The following is a 22881-nucleotide window of genomic DNA, read 5'->3' as shown; positions in this document are numbered from 1 at the left end:
GGTCCTGCCCCTGGCCACACCGGTCAGGGGCAGGACCGTCTCACATACCCAACAGGCGGCGCGCGTCCCCCACGGTGACGACAGAGCCCGTGACCAGCACCTGAGCCGGTTCTCCACCCTCTTCGGAGAGGGCCGAGGCCGCTCTGGTGGCCTCGCGGAGGGCGTCGGCGAGGTCGTCGATCTCCACGACCCGATCCGCCCCGAGCACCCCGCGCGCCGCAGCGGCGGTGTCGCGGGACGACAGCGACCTCGGGCTGCTGTTCCGGGTGCAGATCATCCTCGACACCACGGGCTCGAGCTCGGCGAGCATGCCGTCGAGGTCCTTGTCGCCCATCGCGGCGACCACGGCGACCGTCGGCCGAGGGCCCAGATCGGACAGGCCGCTGGCCAGGGCCCGGGCACCGTCAGGGTTGTGGGCTGCGTCGAGGATCACCGCGGGCGAGCCGGGCAGCACCTCCAGCCGCCCGGGCGAGCGGGCCGAGCCCAGCGCCCGTCGCAGTGCGTCCAGCGGGATCACGTCTTCCAGGAGGGCTTCGACGCTCGCGATGGCGAGCACCGCGTTGTGCGCCTGGTGGCGGCCGTGAAGTGACAGCGGGACCTCGGGATAGTGACCGGCGAGGCCGTTGACCGAGATGATCTGACCATCGCCGAACGCTCGTCTACCGCTCAGGCGGAAGTGACGGCCTTCGACCATGAGCCTCGCGAAATGCGCGTCGGCATGGGCTCGGAGGAGCTGCTCGACATCTGGGGTCTGCCGAGCCGTGACGGCCAGCGCACCTGGTTTGATGATCCCGGCCTTCTCGGCCGCGATGTCGAGCGTCGTCGGCCCCAGGTGATCGACATGGTCGAGGCCGATGGGGAGGATCGCGGCGACCGGGGCGTCGATGACGTTGGTCGCATCCCACATGCCGCCCATACCGACCTCCACCGCGGCGACGTCGATGGCCGCGGTCGAGAACGCCTGGTAGGCCATGGCGACCGTCATCTCGAAGAAAGACAGCGGAGTGGGACTCTCGCGGTCCACGGCCTCGACCGCGGGCAGGACGTCGCGGTAAGCCCGGACGAAGCCATCCTGCGGGATCGGCCGGCCGCCGATGCTGATCCGTTCCCGGATGTCGGCGAGATGGGGGCTGGTGAACCGGCCGACCGCCGAGCCCAGCTCGAGCAGGATCGCCTCCACCATCCGCGCGGTGCTCGTCTTGCCGTTGGTTCCGGTGATGTGGATCGACCGGTAATCGCATTGTGGCCGGCCGAGCGCGTCCGTCACCGCCCGGATGCGCTCGAGCGACGGAGCGATCCTGGTCTCGGGCCAGCGGGCGAGGAGCCGCCGCTCCACCTCTTCGACGTCGAGGTCGAAGCCCGTGCCGGTCACTGGGGTCCACCGCCCAGGCGCGCCAGCAGGTCGCGGCGCCAAGCCTCGGTCTCGGCGACCTGGTTGAACGTGAACAGATGCAGGCCGGCGATCGCGGCCTCCGGCTTGTCCAGCTCCGGCGCCGCACGGGTGAGGAACCGCTCAGGCGAGTAGCCCCCGGGCGCGGCGATGCGCGCGAACATGCCCCTGTTCTTGGCGAGGAACCGCGTCGACTCCCCCACCCCGATCTTGGTCGCCATGGTGAGGAGCTTGGCGCGCTCGACCGGGCCGGGCAGCCCGACGATGATCGGCGTCGTGACCCCGCGGGCGCGCACGCGGCGTACCCAGTCGGTCAGGGCCCGGTGGTCGAAGGTGAGGTTGCTGACGATCTCGGTGGCGTGATGGCGCTTGTCCCACATCGCCTGGACCAGGCGGTCGTGGATGATCGTCGGATGGTCCTCGGGATAGCCGGCGACACCGACGTGACTGAACGGGTCGCCGAGATCGACGAGCGCCTCGAGGAGCTCCAGCGCGCTGGGGAACGCTCCGGGTCGCTCGGCGTCGCCGGCGGGCACGAAGACCTTGTCGATGCCGGCCGCCTTCAGGCGACCGACGATGTCGGCGAGCTCGGCCCGGCCCGTGACCATGCGCGCGGCGAGATGGGGTACGACCTCGTATCCGTGTCCGGCGAGGCGGATGGAGAGGTCCACGGTTCGTTCGAGGCCCTTGGCCGGGGACGCGGTCACCGTGACGGTTCGACCGACCGGGAGAGACCTGGTGACGACCCCTTCGATCGTCGCGGTGGGCAGGACCTCGTAGCGGGCGTCGAGCAGCAGCCTCCGTACGGTCACGGCGGCCGAGCGACGACTCATCGCCGCCCTGCCCGGGCACCGACCACGTCGGCTGCGACCGCAGATCCACGCAGGCGTGCGGCCACCCTGGAGGCGGCAGCGGCACCGGACACCGAATGCACGCGCACTCCCCAGGCGCCTCCCGCGGCAGCGATCGCGGCCACGGCGTCCGACGCCTCGTCCCGGTCGGCCGGGACATCCGGATCACGCCGTCCGTACGTCGCCACCTCGGTGAGGAACCGCTTGCGGGAGGCTCCGACGAGGAGCGGGAAGCCGAGGTCTCTCAGCGTGCTGAGGGACGAGAGCAGCTCCCAGGACTGCGCGCTGTTCTTCGCGAACCCCAGACCGGGATCGAGGACGATGCGCTCGGGACGTACGCCGGCGTCGAGTGCGGCATCGACCCGGCCGCGGAGCTCGGCGCACACGTCGTCGACGACCGAGTCGTAGAAGCAGAAGTCGTCCATCCGCATGGAGTGGGCGCGCCAGTGCATCAGGACGCAGGTGACCTCCGCCTCGGCCAGGAACGGCAGCATCCCGGGATCGGCGAGCCCGCCGGAGACGTCGTTCACGATGACGGCACCGGCCTCCACGGCTCGCTGGGCGACCGAGGCGCGCATGGTGTCGACCGAGACCGGCAACCCCTCCCGGGCCAAGGCCTCGACCACCGGGATCACGCGGGCGATCTCCTCGGCCGCGCTGACCCGCTGGGCCCCGGGCCGGGTGGACTCGCCGCCGACATCGAGGAGATCGGCGCCGTCGCGCATGAGCTCGAGGCCTCTGCGTACGGCGGCGTCGACGTCGAGGAACCGGCCGCCGTCGGAGAACGAGTCGGGGGTGACGTTGATGATGCCCATCACCTGACAACGCCGAGCTGCCTCGGTGAGCAGCTGCGTGGCACTCATGCCGCCACGCCCGTAGCGCAAGCGCCATCATACGGGCGCGGCGGCCTGAGCCTTGTGGTCGCTCGCTGACGCTCGCTCATGTCAGAGCCCCGGCGATCGCCTCCCTGGCAGCCAGATGCTGTTCGGCGATCTCGACGATGTTGGTCAGCAGCATGGCGCGGGTCATGGGCCCCACACCACCGGTGGCACCACTCATCTTGCCCGCGACGACGTCCACGTTCGGGTCGACGTCACCCAGGATGCCCTCGATGGTGCGAGTGATCCCGACGGACAGGACCGTGGCGCCGGGGCTGACCCAGTCGGGCTTGACCAGGTGGGCCACACCCGCCGCCGCGACGATGACGTCCGAGGCCCGGGCATGGGCGGCGACGTCACGGGTCTCGATGTTGCACAGCGTGACGGTGGCGTGCTCGGTGGGGCGAGTGAGCATGAGCCCGAGCGGCCGGCCGACGGTCAGACCGCAGCCGATGACACAGAACCGCTGCCCGGTGATCGGCACGTCGTGCTGCCTCAGGAGCTCGATGATCCCGCGCGGCGTGCACGGCAGCGGAGCAGGAGTGCCGAGCACCAGCTTGCCGAGGTTCGTCGGATGGAGCCCGTCGGCATCCTTGTCCGGGTCGATGAGCTGCAGGACCCGATGGGTGTCGACGTGGGGCGGCAGGGGCAGCTGGACGATGAAACCGGTACAGGTCGGATCGTCGTTGAGCTGTTGCACCGCTGCCTCGATCTCGGCCTGCGATGCGCTGGCGGGGAGCTCGATCCGGATCGAGGCGATGCCCACCTCGGCGCAGTCGCGGTGCTTGCCCGCGACGTACGAACGGGAGCCGGGGTCGTCACCGACGAGGATGGTGCCCAGGCCGGGGTCGATCCCGGCCTCGTGCAGTGCCTTCACCCGCACGGCGAGCGCGGTCTTCAGATCAGCAGCGACGCGCTTGCCGTCGATCTTTGCTGCGGTGGTCATGCACTTCTCCTTCTCGCGAGACCCGTGACGTCAGCATTCGATGACGTTGACGGCGAGGCCTCCGCGGGAGGTCTCCTTGTACTTGATCTTCATGTCGGCCCCGGTCTCGCGCATGGTCTTGATCGCGGCGTCGAGGGAGACCCGGTGGCTGCCGTCGCCACGGGCGGCGATGCGGGCGGCGTTGATGGCCTTGTTGCTGGCGATGGCGTTGCGCTCGATGCAGGGGATCTGCACCAGGCCGCCGACGGGGTCGCAGGTGAGCCCGAGATTGTGCTCGATCCCGATCTCGGCCGCGTTCTCCACCTGCTCCGGGGTGCCTCCGAGCACTTCGCAGAGGGCTCCGGCAGCCATGGCGCAGGCCGAGCCGACCTCGCCCTGGCAGCCGACCTCGGCGCCGGAGATCGACGCGTTGATCTTGAACAGGATCCCGACCGCGGCCGCGGCGAGGAGGAACCGCACGATCCCGTCCTCGTCCGCGCTGGGCACGAACTTCTCGTAGTAGTGGAGTACGGCCGGGACGATGCCCGCCGCGCCGTTGGTCGGCGCGGTCACGATCCGTCCGCCCGACGCGTTCTCCTCGTTGACGGCGAGCGCGAAGAGGTTGACCCAGTCCATCGCCCTGAGCGGGTCCGTCTCGTCCGTGGAGCCCTGGAGATGGGTGTAGAGACCAGGGGCACGTCGGGGAACCTTCAACCCGCCGGGCAGCGTGGGCTCAGTGCGGGTGCAGCCGTTGTGCACGCACTCCTGCATCACCGACCAGATGTGCAACAGCTCGGCGCGCACCTCGTCCTCGGTACGCCACGCCAGCTCGTTGGCCATCATCACGTCGCTGATCCGTTTGCCTGACTCGGCGCAGACCGCGAGCAGCTCGGCACCCGTGGTGAACGGGTACGGGATCGGGGTCGCGTCCTCGACGATCCGATCGGCGCCGGCCGCCTGCTCGTCCACGACGAAACCGCCGCCGACCGAGTAGTAGGTGCTCTCCAGGAGCACCTTCGTGTCGGCGTCGTACGCGCGGAAGATCATGCCGTTCGGGTGCGCGGGGAGGGTCTTGGTGCGGTGCATGACGACGTCGTCGACGTCGAACTCGATGTCCCGGGCGCCGGAGAGCCTCAGGCGCCGATTGGCACGGACCTCGGCCACGCGGGCGTCGGCGTTGCCGGTGTCGACGGTCTCGGGCCGGTTGCCCTCGAGCCCGAGGATCACCGCCTTGTCGGAGCCGTGGCCGTGACCGGTGGCACCGAGGGAACCGAACAGCTCCACCTGGGTACGTGCGACGGCGTCGAGCAGCGAGCCCGCCTTCAGGGCATCGATGAACTGCGCCGCCGCCCGCATCGGGCCGACCGTATGGGAGGACGACGGCCCGATGCCGACGGAGAACATGTCGAACACGCTCAGTGCCATCAGCCGGATCCCAGCACCTTGAACTCGGCCATGGCGTCGATCAGCCAGCGGCCCAGGTAGTCGGCGTACGAGGCACGCGGCAGGATCCGGTAGGAGTCTGTGTCGACCTTCCAGAGGATCACCGGGACACGTCCGATGGTGCTGGCGACCGCCGTGCCTGTCGTGAACGCCCTCGGGTGGAGGTCGAGCGGACAGCCCTTCTCGAGGACCGCCTGCGCGGAGGCTCCCTCGAGCCGGAAGGTGGTGCGGTTGGCCGACAGGTCGACGACCGCGGCACCGCCTCCTGATACGCCTGCCCGGAGGTAGGACACCAGGGTGGACCCGGCCACGCTCTGCGAGATGACCAGGTACTCGTCGGGCGAGAGCCACAGGATGACCACGTCGTGGCCGGTGGCGACCTCGCCGCATCGACCGGGGAGCTCGGTGCCGAGGATCTGGGCCAGGCGCGTTCGGTCGGGCGAGCCGATCGGCACCCGCAGACCCACCATGGTGAGGTACTGCTCCTCACGCACCCGCACTCCGAAGGCACCCGACACGCCGGCGTCGACGAAGTCGCCGTGGAGGTGCTGGGCCGGGCTGACGCGCAGAGCGGAGATCTTCTTGTCGAGCGGCTCGATCGTGGTCTCAACCATCGCGGCGGCTTCCTTCCGGGTCGTAGAGGACGGTTTCAGCGACGACGACGTCGACCAGTCGGTCCCCGACCGGCGCGACGAGGGTCTGGCCGATGCGGTTGCGGCCATCCTTGATGAGCGCCAGGGCGAACGAGCGCCCGAGCGCGGCACTGTGGTAGCTCGAGGTCACGTGCCCGAGCATCGGCACCGGCCCGTCGGCGGGGGTGATCGGCGTACCGGACTCGACCAGCTGGGTGCCCTCGGGCAGTCTGAAGGTCGTGTCGACGGGCAGCACCGAGACGAGGTGCTTCCGGTCCGTGCGTGCGGTGTCGGCCCGGTTGTAGGACCGCTTGCCGACGAAGTCCTTCGCCTTGGAGACGATCCACTCCATGCCGGCGTCCTGGGGCGTGACCGTGCCGTCGGTGTCCTGGCCGACGATCGGGTAGCCCTTCTCCGCGCGGAGCACGTGCATGGTCTCGGTGCCGTACGGGGTGATCGCCCACTCCTGGCCGGCGGCGTGGATCTCCTCCCACACCTGCTGTCCGAACCAGGTCTCGACGTTGACCTCGAAGGCGAGCTCTCCGGAGAACGAGATCCGGCACACCCGCGCCGGGATGCCCGAGGCGAGCGTCGTCTCGCGGAACGTCATGAACGGGAACGCCTCGTTGCTCACGTCGAGCTCAGGAGCGATCTTGGCGATCACCTCGCGTGACTTCGGGCCGACGACGGCGACGGTGGCCCACTGCTCGGTCACCGAGGTGAAGCTGACGTCCAGGGTCGGCCACTCGGTCTGGTGCCACTCCTCGAGCCAGTCGAGGACCTTGGCGGCGCCGCCGGTGGTCGTCGTCATGAAGTAGCGGCCCTCGTCGATGCGGAGCGTGACGCCGTCGTCGAAGATCATTCCGTCGGGAGTGCACATGACTCCGTAGCGCGCGGAGCCGGGGGCGAGCTTCTTGAAGGCGTTGGTGTAGATCCGGTTGAGGAACCCACCGGCGTCACTCCCCCACACCTCGATCTTGCCCAGCGTGGTCGCGTCCATCATGCCGACGGACTCGCGGACGGCGGCGCACTCGCGGAGAACGGCCTCGTCCAGGGACTCGCCGTTCTGCGGGTAGTACCACGGCCGCAGCCACTGCCCCACGATCTCCATCTCGGCGCCGTGCGCGACGTGCCAGGGATGGATCGACGTCAGCCGGGCCGGGTCGAACAGGTCACCACGCTCGCGGCCCGCGAGAGCGACGAACGGGACCGGAGCGTACGGAGCGCGGTACGTGGTGGTGCCGATCTCGCCGGGGCTGAGACCGTCGTTGAGCGCGGCGGCGATGACTCCGATGGCGTTGACTCCGGATGTCTTGCCCTGGTCGTTGGCGGTGCTGATGGAGGTGTAGCGCTTGATGTGCTCGACACTGCGCATGCCGGCCCCGGTCGCACGCAGTACGTCGTGCACCGTCTGGTCGCGCTGGAAGTCGACGAAGTGGTCGACCAGATCGTCGAGCGGAACGCCGGCCTCGGCGGCGAGCCACAGAGCGCGGGTCGTGCCGTCACCTGTCGCCGCAGGAAGCGGCCCGGTCGGGGCCTCGGCCTCGCCGATGAAACCGGCGGCGAGGAGCGCCATCGCTGCGGCATGCCGCCCCTCGGCGAGACACGCATCGAGGGTGTAGCTGCCCCGGGCCGATCCCACGATCTGCTGGCCGGCGACCTCGCCGTCCGGGACGAACCCGGCCAGGTCCTCGTCCCAGCGGACCTTGCCCTGCCGCTGGCTGTGCAGGTGGACCAAGGGGCTCCATCCGCCGGCGACGGCGACGACGTCGCAGGCGATGTCGCGCCGTTCTCCGACCGCGACGCCGTCGGCGTCGACGGCCGACACCGTGGCGGCGGTGACCCTCGGGTCACCGTCGGTGTCGAGGACGGCGGAGCCGAGGACGACCTCGATGCCGGCGGCATCGGCGCGGCGGGCCGCCTCCGACTGCTCGGTGCGGGCATCGACGACGGCCGCCACGGTCACTCCGGCGCCGGTCAGGTCGGCAGCGACCTCGTAGGCGCTGTCGTTCGTGGTCGCGAGCAGGACCCGTGCGCCTGCGGCCACGCCGTACCTGTTCAGGTAGGTGCGGACCGCGGAGGCCAGCATGACGCCGGGGCGGTCGTTGTTGCCGAACACCAGGGGACGCTCGTGAGCGCCGGTGGCGAGGATGACCCGCTGTGCCCGGATGTGCCAGAGGCGCTGACGCGACAGCCCGGTGAGTGCCTCCTTGGCGGACGCGTCGAGATGGTCCAGCCGGCTCTCGAGCGCGATCACGTAGTTGGCGTCGTAGCTGCCGAAGGCGTTGGTCCGGCTGAGAACCGTGACCTCGGGGGCAGCCTCGAGCTCCTCGGTGGCGCCGCGCAGCCAGGTGTCGCTGTCCACGCCGTCGATGCTGAGACCGCGTGTGGAGAGAAGGGACCCGCCGAGCTCGGGCTGGTCATCGATGAGGATCACCCGGGCTCCGGATGCGGCGGCGGTGCGGGCCGCTGTGAGCCCGGTCGGGCCGGCTCCGATGACGAGGACGTCGGTGTGGACGTACTTCTTGTCGTAGATCGCGGTGTCGTCGGCGGGGTCGAGCTCGCCGAGGCCGCTGAGGTAGTCGGCCTCGAGCCCGTCGACGAGCTCGACGGTCGTGGCGGGAAGCATGGACTCGGTCACCGAGTCGCCGGGACGCCTCAGCTTGACCAGCGCGTTGGACTCCTCGAGCCCGGCGGCGAGGACGCCACGGGGACGCTGTCGGTACAGCGAGGGGCCACACTCGAGCACGCCGTTGGCGATCAGTGCCGAGGCGAGGGTGTCACCGGCGTGGCCGGCGTACTCCTGGCCGTCGACGCTGAAGGTGAGACGGGTGGATCGGTCGATTCGGCCGCCGTCTGCGAGGCGGTGCGACGTCGTGCTCACTGTGGGCCTCCATCCAGGGTGGGACGCGGTTCGCCGGCCCGGTAGACGGCGGCGATGCGGTAGGTGACGGTGTCGCGAAGGACGTTGAACCACTTGCGGCAGCCGGAGCTGTGGACCCAGCGCTCGGCGAAGATGCCCTTGGTGTTCTCGCGGTAGAACAGGTAGCGACCCCACTCCTCGTCACTGAGGGTGTTCGGGTCCTCCGGGTAGGGGACGTGGGCCTGGCCGCCGTAGTGGAACTCGGTCTCGTCGCGGGACCCGCAGTTGGGGCAGCTGATGAGAATCATCGTCGGCTCCTTTCAGTGGGCCACGGCGGCTGCGCCGTGCTCGTCGATGAGGGCACCGGTGCTGAATCGCTCCAGCGCGAACGGTGCGTTGTACTCGTGGGGCTCGTCGTGGGCGATCGTGTGCGCCATCGTCCAGCCCGCCCCGGGAGTGCCCTTGAACCCTCCGGTGCCCCAGCCACAGTTCACGTAGAGCTGGTCGATCGGCGTCTTGCTCACGACCGGCGAGGCGTCCGGCGTGACGTCGACGATGCCACCCCAGGTCCTGAGCAGATGCGCGCGAGCGAAGATCGGGAACAGCTCGACGGCCGCCGCCATCTGCTCCTCGATCACGTGGAACCCGCCACGCTGGCCGTAGCCGTTGTACGCATCGACACCGGCGCCCATGACCAGCTCGCCCTTGTGGGCCTGGGAGACGTAGACATGGACGTGGTTCGACATCACCACGGTGGGGTGGACCGGCTGATGGAGCTCGGAGACGAGCGCCTGGAGCGGGTGGGACTGGATCGGCAGGTCGAAGCCGGCCATCTCGGCGAGGACGCTGGAGTGCCCCGCCGCGCACAGCGCGACCTTGCCGGCCGCGATCGTGCCGCGGCTCGTCTGTACGCCGACCACCCGGTTGCCGTCCTTGACGAACCCGGTCACCTCGCAGTCCTGGATGAGGTCGACGCCGAGCTCGTCGGCCTTGCGCGCGAACGCCCAAGCGACATGGTCGTGCTTGGCGATGCCCGCGCGAGACTGGTAGGTCGCACCGAGGACCGGATAGCGGATGTTGTCGCTGACGTTGATGATCGGACAGACCTCCTTCACCCGGTCGGCGTCGAGCCACTCCGCGTCGATCCCGTTGAGGCGGTTGGCCTCGCAGCGCCGCACCGAGTCGCGTACGTCCTGCAGCGTGTGGGCGAGGTTGAGCACGCCGCGCTGGCTGAACAGGAAGTCGTAGTCGAGCTCCTCGGGGAGCACCTCCCACTGCTTGAGGGAGTGCTCGTAGATCGCCGCGGACTCGTCCCACAGGTAGTTGGACCGGATGATCGTCGTGTTCCGCGCCATGTTGCCGCCCGCGAGCCAACCACGCTCGAGGACGGCGACGTTCGTGATGCCGTGGTTCTTAGCCAGGTAGTAGGCCGTCGCCAGGCCGTGTCCGCCGCCGCCGATGATGACGACGTCGTAGGAGGACTTGGGCTCCGGGTTGCGCCAGAGGAAGTCGGGGTGCTCGGGCAGCAGGTCTGCCATCACTCTGCTCCGTTCGACTCGAGGAGGTGGGGGTAGAGCGGGTGCTTCTCGGCGAGGACGGTGACCCGGCTGCGCAGCGAATCTGCCGTCTCATCGGTGAAGTCGTCCTTCAGCGCTGCCGCGATGATGTCGGCCACCTCGCTGAAGTCGCTGTCGCCGAACCCGCGCGTGGCCAGAGCGGGCGTGCCGATCCGCAGGCCGGAGGAGACCATCGGCGGACGCGGGTCGAACGGGACGGCGTTGCGGTTGACGGTGATGCCGATGCGGTGGAGCCGGTCCTCGCCGTCCTGGCCGTTGAGCTCGGAGTCGCGCAGGTCGACCAGCACGAGATGGACGTCCGTGCCACCGCTGACCACCGAGACTCCCGCAGCTGCGACGTCGTCGGCGAGCAGCCGCTCGGCGATGATGCGGGCACCGCGGAGCGTACGCTCCTGGCGCTCGCGGAACTCCGGCTCCGCGGCGACCTTGAAGGCGACCGCCTTGCCGGCGATGACATGCTCGAGCGGCCCGCCCTGCTGACCGGGGAAGACCGAGGAGTTGATCTTCTTGGCGATGGCCGGGTCGTTGGTGAGGATGACGCCACCGCGCGGGCCACCCAGGGTCTTGTGCGTGGTCGAGGTGACGACGTCGGCGAACGGCACCGGGTTCGGATGGAGGCCGGTCGCGACCAGGCCGGCGAAGTGCGCCATGTCGACCATGAGCCGGGCGCCGACCAGGTCCGCGATCCGGCGGAACTCCGCGAAGTCCAGCTGCCGGGGGTAGGCGGACCAGCCGGCGACGATCAGCTTCGGGCGGTGCTCGAGGGCGAGGCGCTCGACCTCGGCCATGTCGATCAGGAAGTCCTCGCGGCTGACCTCGTACGGAACGACCTGGTAGAGGCGCCCGGAGAAGTTGAGCTTCATGCCGTGGGTGAGGTGACCACCGTGGGCCAGCGAGAGGCCGAGGATGGTGTCGCCGGGCTCGAGGAGAGCGAACATCGCGGCGGCGTTGGCCTGGGCTCCCGAGTGCGGCTGCACGTTGGCGTACTCCGCGGAGAACAGCGCCTTGAGGCGGTCGATGGCGAGCTGCTCGATGACGTCGACATGCTCACAACCGCCGTAGTAGCGGCGGCCGGGGTAGCCCTCGGCGTACTTGTTGGTGAGAACCGATCCCTGAGCCTCCATCACGGCGGCGGGAGCGAAGTTCTCCGAGGCGATCATCTCCAGCGTCGTCTGCTGGCGGCTCAGCTCGGCGTCGATCTGCTCGCTGACCTCGGGATCGAGGTCTGCGAGCGAGGCGGTCAAGACGTCAACCACGATGAACTCCCAAACTCTTGAAGTACGATTGATATATCAGTTCGGGATCAACAGTATGCTGGGTAGCGAACACCTGTCAACGGCCCAGATCAGAAAGCGGTGACTTGGTATGACCGACGTTCAGGCGCCCGCCCCGCCGGCGATCGGCGCAACGATCTCGCTGGCGCACGCGGCCTACGAGCGCATCCGGGATCGGCTGATCATGCTGGACATCAGGCCGGGCGAGCCGATCAACGACGGCAGGCTCGCGGACTCCCTCGGATTCGGCCGCACTCCGGTGCGAGAGGCCCTCAAACGCCTGGAGACCGACCATCTGGTCGTCTCCTACCCGCGCCGCGGCACGTTCGCGACGCCGGTCGACGTCACCGAGCTGGGCGCCATCTCCGACCTGCGCCAGCAGCTCGAGCCGTTCGCCGCCAACCGAGCGGCGACCGCCGCGACCGACCAGATGCGGGCCGAGCTGCGCGCCATGGCCGAGAAGGTTCGCGGTCTCGATCCGTCGGGTGACGACCGGCCCACCCTGATGCGGCTCGACATGTCGGTGCATCGGATGATCTACCGCGCCACGGGCAACAGACACCTCGAGGACGTCCTGGTCCGCTACGACAACCTGGCGACCCGGATCTGGTGCCTGGTCGTGGACAAGCTCCCGGACCTGGCGTCCCACATCTCCGAGCACGCCCCGCTCCTGGAGGCGATCGCCGACGGCGACGCCGAACGTGCCGAGCGGCTGACCCGCGAGCACATCGACGGCTTCGCGACAGAGATCCGCCGCGTTCTCTGACTGCGTTCTCTAAACATGAGATCGGGCGCCGGCCACCCGGCCGGCGCCCGATCTCGACCAGTCGGTCAGCCGCGCAAGCGACTCATCTCCGGGTCGAAGAGCGGCTCAGGGGTGACCGTCGCGGGGATCCGCTGGCCGAAGTACTCGATCTCGACCTGGTCGCCCTCTCCGATCTCCGCCGGCAGGTAGGCGTAGGCGATCGGCTTGCCGATCGTGAACCCGTACGCCGCGCTGGTGACGTACCCGACCGCGGTCTCGTCCGACAGCACGGGCTCCTTGCCGAGCACCATGGACTTGCCGTCGTCGACGGTGAGGCAGCGAAGCCGGCGAGCCGAGGTCTCCACCGAGCGACCCTCGAGCGCGGCCTTGCCGACGAAGTCCTCCTTGGCGCGCTTCACGGCGAACCCGACGCCCGCTTCGAACGGGTCGTGCTCCGTGGTCATGTCGGCGCCCCAGGACCGGTAGCCCTTCTCCAGCCGGAGCGCGCCGAAGGCGGCCCGGCCGGCGGCGACGACACCGTGCTCCTGGCCCGCGTTCCACAGCACGTCCCACAGCTTCTGGCCGTTCTCGGCGGAGGCGTAGATCTCCCAGCCGAGCTCGCCGACGTAGGACAGCCGCAGGGCCGTGACCGGGATCCCGCCGATGGTGGCCCGCTTGCCACGGAAGTACTTCAGACCGTCGTTGGTGAAGTCGTCGCTGCTGACCTTGGCGATCAGGTCCCTGGCCAGCGGCCCCCACAGGCCGATGCAGCAGGTGCCACCGGTGATGTCTCGGACGTGAGCGGACAGGGCGGGATCCTCGGCCCGCAGCTTGCGGGCCTCCCGGCGGAGGTACGCCAGGTCGACCGTGCCGTTGGCACCGACCTGGTAGACCTCGTCCTCGAGTCGGGCGACGGTGATGTCGCTCTTGATCCCACCCTGCTCGTCGAGGAACAGGGTGTACGTCACCGCACCGGGCTTCTTGGTGACGTCTCCGGTGGTGAGCCGCTGCAGCAGGGTCTCGGCGCCGGGTCCGGATACCTCGAGGCGGCGCAGCGGCGTCATGTCGTACATGGCGACCGCGGTGCGGGTCTTCCAGGCCTCGACGGCCGCGATCGGCGAGTGGTAGCGGGCCGACCAGTCGTCGCGCGTCGGCGACTTCCACTCCTCCGGCAGCTCGTCCAGCAGGGCCGCGTTGGCCTCGTACCAGTGCGGCCGCTCCCAGGTTCCGGCCTCGAGGAAGAAGGCGCCGAGCTCGACCTGGCGGGCGTGGAACGGGCTGACCCGGATGTCGCGGGGCGAGTCCTTGGGCTGCAGCGGGTGGAGGATGTCGTAGATCTCGACGAAGTTCTGCTGCGAGGTCTCGCTGACGTACGCCGGAGCCAGCTGGGTCTCCTCGAAGCGGTTGAGCTCGAGGTCGGCGAGGTCGTACTGCGACCTTCCGGTGGTCAGCACCTCGGCCACCGCCCGGGCGACGCCGGCGGAGTGGGTGACCCAGACCGCCTCGGCAACCCAGAATCCGTCGACGTCGCGGGACTCACCGACGAGCGAACCGCCGTCAGGCGTGAACGAGAAGATGCCGTTGAACGACGACTCCGCGATCTCCGTCTCCTGCAGGCACGGGAGCAGCTTGCGACACTCGTCCCATGGGCCCTCGAAGTCCTCGGGGGTGAAGTCGAGCCGCGACGGCATGTTCTCGTGATCGACGTGCTCCGGGGTCGGACCGAGATCGGAGGCGACGTACGGCATCGGCTTGTGGGCATACGAGCCGATGCCGTAGGCCTCCCCCCACTCCCGGAAGTAGAGGTCCTGGTCCTGGTGTCGCAGGATCGGCAGGGTCGCGCCGTCAGCAGCCTTGTGCTTGCCACGCAGGACCGGGACGGGAGTGGTCTTGATGAACTGGTGAGCGAGCGGGAGGAGCGGCACCTTGGTGCCCGCCATCGCGCCGACCTCGACACCCCAGAACCCGGCACACGAGACGACGATGTCTGCCTCGACGACACCGCCGGTGGTCTCGACGCCGGTGACGCGGCCACCCTCCTGGAGCACTCCGGTCACAGCGGTGTGCTCGAGGTAGGTGACGCCGGCAGCCTGCGTACGCTCGATGAGGATGTCGACGGCTCGGGCCGCCCGGGCCAGGCCATCGCTCGGGATGTGCAGACCCGCGAGGACCTGCGACTCGTCGATGTGCGGGTAGAGGTCCTTGCACTCGGCGGGGCCGATCACCCGGGCATCGATCCCCCAGGACTTCGCGTAGCCGAGCTTGCGGTAGAGCTCAGCGACGCGGGCCTCGGTGGTCGCGACCTCGAGGCCACCGACCTGGTTGAAGCAGCTCACCCCGTCCTTCTCCAGGGACAGGAACTTCTCCACGGTGTACTTGGCGAACAGGGTCATCGTCTTCGACGGGTTGATCTGGAAGACGAGACCGGGTGCGTGTGAGGTCGAGCCACCAGGCAGGCTGAGTGGGCCCTGTTCGATGACCGTGATGTCGGACCACCCGCGCGACACGAGTTCGTCCGCGAGGTTCGTGCCGACGATGCCGGCGCCGATGATGACTGTTCGGGGCGAGGACGTCATGAGCAACTCCTGAGATTCTGGGTTGGTGGTCAGCGGAACACGACGGTGCTGGAGCCGTGCATGAAGACGCGGTGCTCGCAGTGCCAGCGGACGGCACGCGAGAGCGCGAGGCACTCGGCGTCCTGACCGACGGTGGCCAGAGCCTGCGGTGTGTAGGTGTGGTCGACCCGGTTGACCTCCTGCTCGATGATGGGCCCCTCATCGAGATCAGCGGTGACGTAGTGAGCGGTGGCACCGACCAGCTTCACGCCACGTTCGTGCGCCTGGTGATAGGGCTTGGCTCCCTTGAAGCCGGGCAGGAACGAGTGGTGGATGTTGATCGCGCGACCCTCGAGCTGGCGACAGAGGCCGTCCGAGAGGATCTGCATGTAGCGGGCGAGCACGACCAGGTCGATGTCGTACTCCTCGACCAGGTCGAGCATGCGCTGCTCAGCCTGCGGCTTGGTCTCGGGCGTGACCGGGATGTGGATGAACTCCAGCCCGGCCGCCTCCGCCATGGGCCGAAGATCCTCGTGGTTGGACGCAACGACAGCGATCTCGGCTCCCAGAGTCCCCCCACGCCACCGGAAGATGAGGTCGTTGAGACAGTGGCCGAACTTGGAGACCATCACCAGCAGTCGCGGCTTGCGCTCGTCGTGGAACGCGTACGACATGCCGAACCGGTCCGCGATCGGTCCGAACGCAGCGGTGAGCTCATCGACGTCGGCCCCGTCAACGGACGCGAACGCGGTCCGAAGGAAGAACAGCTCCCCCACCCGGTCGTCGTGCTGCTGGTGCTCGAGGATGTCGAACCCGCGGTCGTACAGGAAGCTCGTGACCGCCTGCATGATCCCCGGGCGCTCCTGACAGGACAGCGTCAGCACGTTGGTCGTCGCTGTGGGGACGGTCGCCACGGACGCAACGGCGGTCGAGCTTGGCGGGCTGATGGTCATGCTGGGCTCCTGGTTGCCGGTAATGATACACAACTCATATATCAGAATGATCGTAGAACGGCTCTCAGCTCGTCGTCAAGGGTCTGCCGGGCCCACCAGGTCGACACGAACGGCGGTCCGCAACATCGGTCGAACGACCCCACCTGAAGTCACGACACATGGCTACTGCCCACCGCGGTCGAGACAGGCCATGCTTCGACGATCAAGGCACCGAGCAGAAACCGGTGAGGTCAGACGAGCCATTGCCATGTGGCGTAGCGAAGGGAAGCCTCGTGAGCGTTGAGAAAGTAGATCTGCCCCAAGGTGTTGCGAATGAACCCAGCTTGCGCCGCACGGTTGTCGCGGCGTCGGTCGGGAACTTCGTAGAGTGGTACGAGTTTGCCGTCTACGGTGTGGTCGCCGCCTACATCTCGAAGGCGATGTTCCCCACCGACGACCCAACTGCTGCCATGCTGAACACATGGGCAGCGTACGGGATCTCGTTCCTCGTGCGGCCTGTCGGCGGTGTATTCCTGGCACGCCTCGGTGACCGCTACGGTCGACGTCACATTCTTTACGTCACGATCACGCTGATGTCGATCGCGACATTCTGTATCGCACTGATCCCTTCGTACACAACCATTGGGATCGCCGCACCGATCCTTCTGATCTGTGCTCGCATCGCACAGGGCATCGCTGCAGGCGGCGAGCTGGCTGGTGCGGCGGCGTTCCTATACGAGCATGCGCCAGCGCATCGCCGGGCAAGGTTGGTCAGCTTCTTGGGCGTGAGCACGTTCTGTTCGATCGTTCTCGGCTCGACACTGGCGACCGCGCTCACGGTCGCGCTGCCGGCTGACGAGATGCAATCTTGGGGGTGGCGCGTGGTCTTCGCTACCGCTCTCCCCCTCGGTTTCGTCGGCCTCTACATCAGGCGCTCCCTCCAGGAGACTCCCGAATTCCAGCAGATGCACGCCCAGCGAAACGCCACGGTGGCCGAACCGAGTTCGGAGAGCCTTTGGCTTACCATGCGACAGAACGGGCGCGCCATCCTTCTGTACCTGGGATTCGGAACGTTCTACTCGATCGCGGTCTACGTCAGTGTCGCCGCCTACCTTGCGTACATGCTCTCGAACGGCTTCTCGGAGAGGGCAGCGTTGACGATCAACACCATCGCCGGTCTCGTGATCATCGCTGGAATCCTGCTCTCGGGCGGTCTGGCCGATCGAATCGGAAGGAAGCCGATCCTGATCGGTGGTGCAACCGCCATGGCTGTGGGGGTCGTGCCGACATTCCTGCTGGGTTCTACCGGAACCTTCGCCCTAGGGTTGTTGGGAGCTCTGATCTTCGCCATCCCTCTGTCGGTGTTTCTGACCCCGGCTGTCATCAATGTCGTCGAGCTCTTCCCTGCGAATGTTCGCGTCACGGCCGGCACCGCCGCCTATAATCTCACCGTCATAATCGGCGGATTCATGCCGTTTGTCGCGGTGTGGATCACCGACGCCACCGGCTCCCGTCTGGCCTTCCCGGCCTTTATCGCAGCGATGGCCGTACTGGCGCTCGCCGTCGTGGTGGTTTGGTACCGTGAGCCGGATTCCGATCACGCATCCACCCAAGTTGGGCAGGAGCTGCAACGATGACACAGCTCATTCTGGAGAACGCCCGAATCTTCGATGGCGTGTCCGAGGAATGCCCAGAGGGCATGACGGTACTCGTCGAAGATGGAACGATCCGCGAGGTCTCCGATCGTCCGATCAAATCGGTTGACGCCCAGAGGATCGACGTCGCAGGCAAGACTCTTATGCCCGGGCTGATCGACATGCATGTTCACTCCTACTTCTCCGATCTCGATCCCCGTGTTCTCAACGACCGAGATGCGCCCTACCGAACTGCCTACGCGATCAAGAAACTCGGCCATGCGCTTGACAGTGGGTTCACCACCGTGCGCGATATCGGCGGCGGCGACTACCCCCTCGCCGCCGCCATCGCGGACGGGCTGATCAGAGCGCCGCGCTTCTTCTACGCAGGAAAGATCCTGTCGATGACCGGCGGCCACGTCGACTACCGGACACCCAACGAGAAGCACCACACGCATGGGTACTGTTCCTGCGCCTCGATGAACTGGGCAGGCGTCATCGCGGACGGTGTCGACGAGTGCATCAAGGCGGCACGCGAAGAGCTGCGCCGCGGCGCACACTGCATCAAGATCGTCGCGTCCGGCGGTGTCATGTCACCGAGCGATCCGATATGGATGAATCAGTTTCGAGAAGATGAGATTCGCGCGATCGTCCAAGAGTGTGTCGAGCGGCGTACCTATGTCTCTGCGCACTGCTTGACGGCCGAATCGACGCGCAGGTCGGTCGAGTTCGGCGTCCGCTGCATCGAACATGCTGCGCTGATCGATGCCGAGACCGCGAACTTCGTGGCTGAGCACGGGGCCTATGTCGTACCAACACTGTCCGTCCTTTTCTCACTTGTCGAGAGCGGCCTCGAGATGGGTCTTCCTCCTGACCGCATCGACGATGTTCGCACGATCTACGAAGAGTCGATCGACGCTCTGGATCTGATGCGAAGCGCTGGCGTCAAAATTGCTTTCGGTACGGACCTGCTTGCTGGTTTCTACACCCAGCAGTGTCGAGAGTTCGAGCTCCGTCGGGACGTGTTCACGCCGGTCGAGATCTTGCGTCAGGCAACCTCTGTCGGGGCCGAGATTCTCATGCAGGCGGGGAAGCTCGGCTGCATCGAACCCGGCGCACATGCGGATCTGATCGTCGTCGACGGCGACCCACTGGAGGACATCGGCCTGCTCGCTGCGGATGGACGCAATTTGGACCTGATCATGCGCGCCGGAGAAGTCGTCAAGAACCGGTTGAACTAGCAGACAGGCAGACCAGCGAAGTCGCTCGGCATGGTCCACCCCAGGGCGCCAATGCGTCCTATCCAGGAATGCCTTCCCTTGGCGTCAAGGGAAGGCTCGTCATAGAGGAGATTTCATGAGCAGCATGTTGCACGGTTGCCTTTCCGACACCGAGTACTTCGAAGTCACGGCAAAGTCCGGGCACAGCTACGGCGTGTGGGTCACCACACCTCCCGGATATGCAGAATCAACGGATTCGTTGCCACTGATCTACGTGACGGATGCCAACTTCGCCGTTGGCCTGACGGCGCCGCTCATCGTGACTCAGTCGGATCCATACCTGACGATCGCTCCGTACATCCAGGTGAGCGTCGGTTATGCAGGCGATGAGGCGCAGGAGTGGGCGAGACTTCGCAATCGCGATCTCGTTCCGCCAGGGGAACCGGTCAGCGACGACCTTGTGGCCACCTTGACGAGGGCTGTCGACGCGGGCCAAATGACTCAGGAGCACGTGGACGCCTACCTCTTGGAGCTTGCCGACACGCATGCAGACGTCTTCCTCGACTTCCTGACCGACGAGCTCCACCCTCAGTTGCAGTCGCGGTTTCGCGTCAGCGAGTCCGGCCATGGCCTCTTCGGCTACTCGTACGGAGGGCTGTTCTCCTTCTACGCATGGCTTCGCGAACCGGGGCTGTTCGCGAGTATCTGCGCGGGTAGTCCCGGAGTCGTCAGTCCTGACAGCAGAGTCTTCGAGATGATCGACGATCTCCCGGCATCCGGCGAGGCCCCAGACGCTCGGCTGCTACACGTAACGCTCAACGAAGCAGAGATGTTCGGCGACATCCCGGTGTATCGCGGACTTGCACGCAACGTTCTCGACGCGATGGAGAAGTTGGAGGGCAAAGGAAGGTCCCAGCACGTGTCCAGCACAATGTTGCGCGAGACGCATGTCACCGGCGTACAGGCATCGTTCCTCAGCTATCTCAAGGCATGCCACACGCGGTGACATGGGGCCTGACACTGCTGCACGATCACCGGTGCCGCACGATGGCGCCCGGACGATCAGTTGGTGTGCGGGTTGAGACGGAAGGCGATGGCGAGCGAGCGCAGTTTGAGGCCGAGGTGGAGGGCGAGTCGGTCATCGCCATTTCGGAGGTTGCGGCCGGTGACCTTTTCGATCCGCCTGAGGCGTTGGTAGAGCGTCGCGCGGTGGATGCACAGGGCGTCGGCGGCCTGTCGGGCGCTTCCGCCGTGGTCGAAGAAGGTCGTGAGCGTGTTGATGAGATCGCCGTGGGCGTCGGCGTTCTCGAGTGCGACCAGGTCTGGCGTTCGGGAGGCTTCGGCCAGGTCGTCGGGAGCGAGTGTGATCAGGAGCTCGTACGGTCCGAGTTCGCCCCATCGTGCGGGGTTGCCCACGCCGGGCACGAGGAGCGCTGTGCGTGCGGCTCGCACCGCCTTGCGGTAGGAGTCGGCTACCTGGTCGAGCCGGTCCACGGTCGGGCCCAGACCGAAGACGGGTTTCGACGTGCTGCGGGTGAGGCCATTGAATCGGGTTGTGATCCGGTCGGCGATGGTGTCGACCAGGTAGCGAGTTGGGGGTCGCCGTTGAGCGAGGAGGAGCCAGGCCCGCGACCGATGGGTGGCGATCAGGACGACGTCGTCGGTGACCGCGCCGGCTCCTTCCTCGACGGCGGCCTCCAATTCGACTTCCCGCTCGGTGTGGGTGGGGTCGTCGGACCGGCATTGCACGGCCAGCACGGTGAAATGCATGGGGCCGTCGGGGAACAGGCCCTCGGCGCGCATGTCGTCGATGGCCTGGGACCGGATCATCGTGTCGGGTGAGACCAGGTCCCGCAAGATGGCTTCGTGGCGGGCCCGGGAGCGCTGCCGCACCAATAGGCGTCGGTACAGCACGGTGCCGGCGCGCTCGGCGGCCTCGCCGGCGGCTGCAACTTCCTGGTCACTGAGCGTGCCGTCGCGGTCTAGCAGCCACAGGTAGCCCAGGAGCTGTCCATGGCAACGCACCGGTGCGCACAGCCGAGGCGTCGCGTCGAGGATGCCGCCCAGCTCGAGTATGCCCGGTTTGGTCCACTGCGATACGCCGTGGGTGCGGATCAGCTCGACGACATCGGGCGGGACCGACCGGTTGAGTACCGAGTCGATGCGCAGCCGATCCTCGTCGCCGAAGTGTCGGCTCGCGGCCAGCAGCCGGATGTCGGGGCCATCGATCGCCGCCGAGCGCTGGAGCCGCTCGGCGAGCTCGTCCACGATGGCCTGCAGCTCGTCCTCAGGCACGACACGCTCCCTCCACCGGCAGATCTCTTCGCCGACCGCGTCCTGTTCGCCACGCGTTGGTATCCCGACATTCTCACCGAGGCACGAGAGGGAGACAATAGACATTCGTCTCGTGCCCGACCGCCCATCGCTACCGATGTCGATCGAGGAGGGCGATCGCCTGTCGCCCGCGACGCCGTATGGACAACCGTCTCGCCGAGCCCCACGGTCGACGTCTGTCGTCCGCACGCCAGCGGGTCGGCGACAGGTGAGCACTGCGTTGCCTGTGGGTTGGGGCTGAGGATGGGCGGTGCCAGCCCTGGATCACAGTCGGGGCATCACCGGAAGAAGGTTTCAGCATGGGAGTCGGAGCGGATGTCGTGGTCGTCGGCGCAGGGGTGATCGGCTCGTCGATCGCGCTGGAGTTGGCGCGTGGTGGCCATAGCGTGACGGTGGTGGACAAGGCATCCGGCCCCGGTCAGGGATCGACCGCGGCGTCCAGCGCTGTGGTTCGGTTCAACTTCACCTCCGCCGCCGGCGTTGCCCTGGCGTGGGAGGCACACTTCGGCTGGAGGGACTGGGCCGCTCACCTGGGTGTCGACGTCGGCGAGCTGCCTCGTTTCGTGACCACGGGCCTGGTCATGCTCGACGTCGACGCTGCGCCGCGGGAGATGTGGCTCCCGCTTTTCGACACCTACGGAGTGCCGTACGAGGAGTGGGACAGTGCGGACCTCGCGCGGCGCGTGTCGGGGCTGGACACGGGCCGATACTGGCCACCGAAGCGAGTCGACGACCAGGCCTTCTGGAATGACGCGACCGGCGACCTCGGAGGGGTCTTCACGCCCGACGCCGGTTATGTCTCCGACCCCGCACTGGCAGCGGCGAACCTGGCGGCCGCCGCCCAGGCCCATGGAGCCACCATGCGGTTTCGCGGTCAGGTCACGGCGGTCGAGAAACAGCGGGGAAGGGTGAGCGCAGTGGTGTTGTCCGACGGTTCGCGGATCGGCTGCGACGTCGTCGTGAACGCGGCCGGACCGTGGTCCGGCGCCCTGAACAAGATCGCCGGGGTGGGTTCGGACTTCACCGTCGGGGTGCGCCCGATGCGACAGGAGGTGGCGCATGTCGCGGCCCCGGACGACTTCCGGCTCGATGGCGGCCCCGGCCCGATCATCGCCGACCTGGATCTCGGGACCTATTTCCGGGGAGAAGTCGGCAGCGGGCTTCTGGTCGGCGGAACCGAGCCCGAGTGCGACGACCTCGAATGGCTCGATCCTGACGCTGTCGACGGAGTCTCAATTCATCCCACGATGGCGGTGTTCGAGCCCCAGGTCCTCCGTGCCGCGCGCCGACTTCCCGAGCTGGCCGTCCCCAACCGACCGAGTGGTGTGGTCGGCGTCTACGACGTCGCCGACGACTGGTCACCGATCTACGACCGCACCGACCTGCCCGGGTTCTACGTCGCCATCGGCACCAGCGGCAACCAGTTCAAGAACGCCCCGGTCGTCGGCCAACTCATGGCCGCTCTGATCAGCGAGGTCGAGGCCGGCGCGGACCACGACACCAACCCGGTCACCTTCTTCGCCCCCCGAACCGGTCTCGAGATCGACCTCGCCGCATACTCCCGGCGGCGCCCCCGGAACAACACCACCGGCACAGTCCTGGGATGACACCCGTACCCGACCGCCGAA

General features: G+C 67.6%; 18 protein-coding genes. 5 read left to right on the top strand and 13 right to left on the bottom strand.

Features of this window, described 5'->3' with window-relative positions; genetic code table 11:
• Positions 1 to 40: 40 nt before the first annotated feature.
• From OH802_RS13485 to glyA, 10 genes are all read right to left on the bottom strand, one after another.
• Entirely contained in the window at positions 41 to 1372 is a 1332-nt protein-coding gene (locus tag OH802_RS13485; RefSeq protein WP_406028693.1) for a bifunctional folylpolyglutamate synthase/dihydrofolate synthase, read from the bottom strand.
• On the bottom strand, positions 1369 to 2223 hold the full coding sequence (locus OH802_RS13480) for a methylenetetrahydrofolate reductase (RefSeq protein ID WP_406028691.1): 855 nt from the start codon (positions 2221 to 2223) through the stop codon (positions 1369 to 1371). The genes OH802_RS13485 and OH802_RS13480 overlap by 4 nt, the downstream gene beginning before the upstream one ends.
• Positions 2220 to 3104, bottom strand: a complete 885-nt coding sequence (gene folP / locus OH802_RS13475; RefSeq protein WP_406028689.1) for a dihydropteroate synthase — start codon at positions 3102 to 3104, stop codon at positions 2220 to 2222. The genes OH802_RS13480 and folP overlap by 4 nt, the downstream gene beginning before the upstream one ends.
• 76 nt (positions 3105 to 3180) lie before the next feature.
• The gene (locus OH802_RS13470; protein WP_406028687.1) at positions 3181 to 4065 is read right to left on the bottom strand and encodes a bifunctional methylenetetrahydrofolate dehydrogenase/methenyltetrahydrofolate cyclohydrolase; all 885 of its coding nucleotides are present in this window, start codon (positions 4063 to 4065) and stop codon (positions 3181 to 3183) included.
• 30 nt (positions 4066 to 4095) lie between these two features.
• Positions 4096 to 5469: an L-serine ammonia-lyase gene (locus OH802_RS13465; RefSeq protein WP_406028685.1), complete on the bottom strand. Its 1374-nt coding sequence runs from the start codon at positions 5467 to 5469 to the stop codon at positions 4096 to 4098.
• Positions 5469 to 6101: a sarcosine oxidase subunit gamma gene (locus tag OH802_RS13460; protein ID WP_406028683.1), complete on the bottom strand. Its 633-nt coding sequence runs from the start codon at positions 6099 to 6101 to the stop codon at positions 5469 to 5471. Before OH802_RS13460 ends, OH802_RS13465 begins: the two co-directional genes overlap by 1 nt.
• A complete protein-coding gene (locus OH802_RS13455; RefSeq protein WP_406028681.1) occupies positions 6094 to 9003 on the bottom strand; it encodes a sarcosine oxidase subunit alpha family protein in 2910 nt (969 codons plus the stop codon). The genes OH802_RS13460 and OH802_RS13455 overlap by 8 nt, the downstream gene beginning before the upstream one ends.
• Complete coding sequence (locus OH802_RS13450; protein ID WP_355230401.1) at positions 9000 to 9290, bottom strand: sarcosine oxidase subunit delta; 291 nt, start codon at positions 9288 to 9290, stop codon at positions 9000 to 9002. Before OH802_RS13450 ends, OH802_RS13455 begins: the two co-directional genes overlap by 4 nt.
• 12 nt (positions 9291 to 9302) lie before the next feature.
• Positions 9303 to 10520, bottom strand: a complete 1218-nt coding sequence (locus OH802_RS13445) for a sarcosine oxidase subunit beta family protein (protein WP_406028678.1) — start codon at positions 10518 to 10520, stop codon at positions 9303 to 9305.
• Positions 10520 to 11815: a serine hydroxymethyltransferase gene (gene glyA, locus OH802_RS13440; RefSeq protein WP_406028676.1), complete on the bottom strand. Its 1296-nt coding sequence runs from the start codon at positions 11813 to 11815 to the stop codon at positions 10520 to 10522. Before glyA ends, OH802_RS13445 begins: the two co-directional genes overlap by 1 nt.
• 109 nt (positions 11816 to 11924) lie before the next feature.
• Here glyA and OH802_RS13435 point away from each other — a divergent pair, with 109 nt between their 5' ends.
• A complete protein-coding gene (locus OH802_RS13435; RefSeq protein WP_406028674.1) occupies positions 11925 to 12599 on the top strand; it encodes a GntR family transcriptional regulator in 675 nt (224 codons plus the stop codon).
• A 65-nt stretch (positions 12600 to 12664) separates the two neighbouring features.
• Here OH802_RS13435 and OH802_RS13430 read toward each other — a convergent pair whose 3' ends face one another.
• Positions 12665 to 15154 carry an FAD-dependent oxidoreductase gene (locus OH802_RS13430; protein WP_406028672.1) on the bottom strand — a complete coding sequence of 830 codons (2490 nt, stop codon included), beginning with the start codon at positions 15152 to 15154 and terminating at the stop codon, positions 12665 to 12667.
• 29 nt (positions 15155 to 15183) lie between these two features.
• Positions 15184 to 16086 carry a formyltetrahydrofolate deformylase gene (gene purU / locus OH802_RS13425; RefSeq protein ID WP_406028670.1) on the bottom strand — a complete coding sequence of 301 codons (903 nt, stop codon included), beginning with the start codon at positions 16084 to 16086 and terminating at the stop codon, positions 15184 to 15186.
• A gap of 272 nt (positions 16087 to 16358) precedes the next feature.
• On the opposite strand from purU, the gene OH802_RS13420 reads away from it, so the two are divergent.
• From OH802_RS13420 to OH802_RS13410, 3 genes are all read left to right on the top strand, one after another.
• Positions 16359 to 17702 (top strand): MFS transporter, encoded by a 1344-nt coding sequence (locus OH802_RS13420; protein WP_406028668.1) that lies wholly within the window; start codon positions 16359 to 16361, stop codon positions 17700 to 17702.
• Positions 17699 to 18940 (top strand): amidohydrolase family protein, encoded by a 1242-nt coding sequence (locus tag OH802_RS13415; protein ID WP_406028666.1) that lies wholly within the window; start codon positions 17699 to 17701, stop codon positions 18938 to 18940. Before OH802_RS13420 ends, OH802_RS13415 begins: the two co-directional genes overlap by 4 nt.
• A gap of 115 nt (positions 18941 to 19055) precedes the next feature.
• The gene (locus OH802_RS13410; protein WP_406028664.1) at positions 19056 to 19925 is read left to right on the top strand and encodes an alpha/beta hydrolase; all 870 of its coding nucleotides are present in this window, start codon (positions 19056 to 19058) and stop codon (positions 19923 to 19925) included.
• A 56-nt stretch (positions 19926 to 19981) separates the two neighbouring features.
• Here OH802_RS13410 and OH802_RS13405 read toward each other — a convergent pair whose 3' ends face one another.
• Positions 19982 to 21187, bottom strand: coding sequence for a PucR family transcriptional regulator (locus OH802_RS13405; RefSeq protein ID WP_406028662.1), 1206 nt, complete (start codon positions 21185 to 21187; stop codon positions 19982 to 19984).
• 365 nt (positions 21188 to 21552) lie between these two features.
• Here OH802_RS13405 and OH802_RS13400 point away from each other — a divergent pair, with 365 nt between their 5' ends.
• A complete protein-coding gene (locus tag OH802_RS13400; RefSeq protein WP_406028660.1) occupies positions 21553 to 22860 on the top strand; it encodes an NAD(P)/FAD-dependent oxidoreductase in 1308 nt (435 codons plus the stop codon).
• Positions 22861 to 22881 lie beyond the last annotated feature (21 nt).

The organism is Nocardioides sp. NBC_00850 (assembly GCF_045207335.1).
GTDB lineage: Bacteria > Actinomycetota > Actinomycetes > Propionibacteriales > Nocardioidaceae > Nocardioides.
Note: the sequence above shows the minus strand (reverse complement) of the source record. Positions and strands in the feature narration are given on the sequence as shown.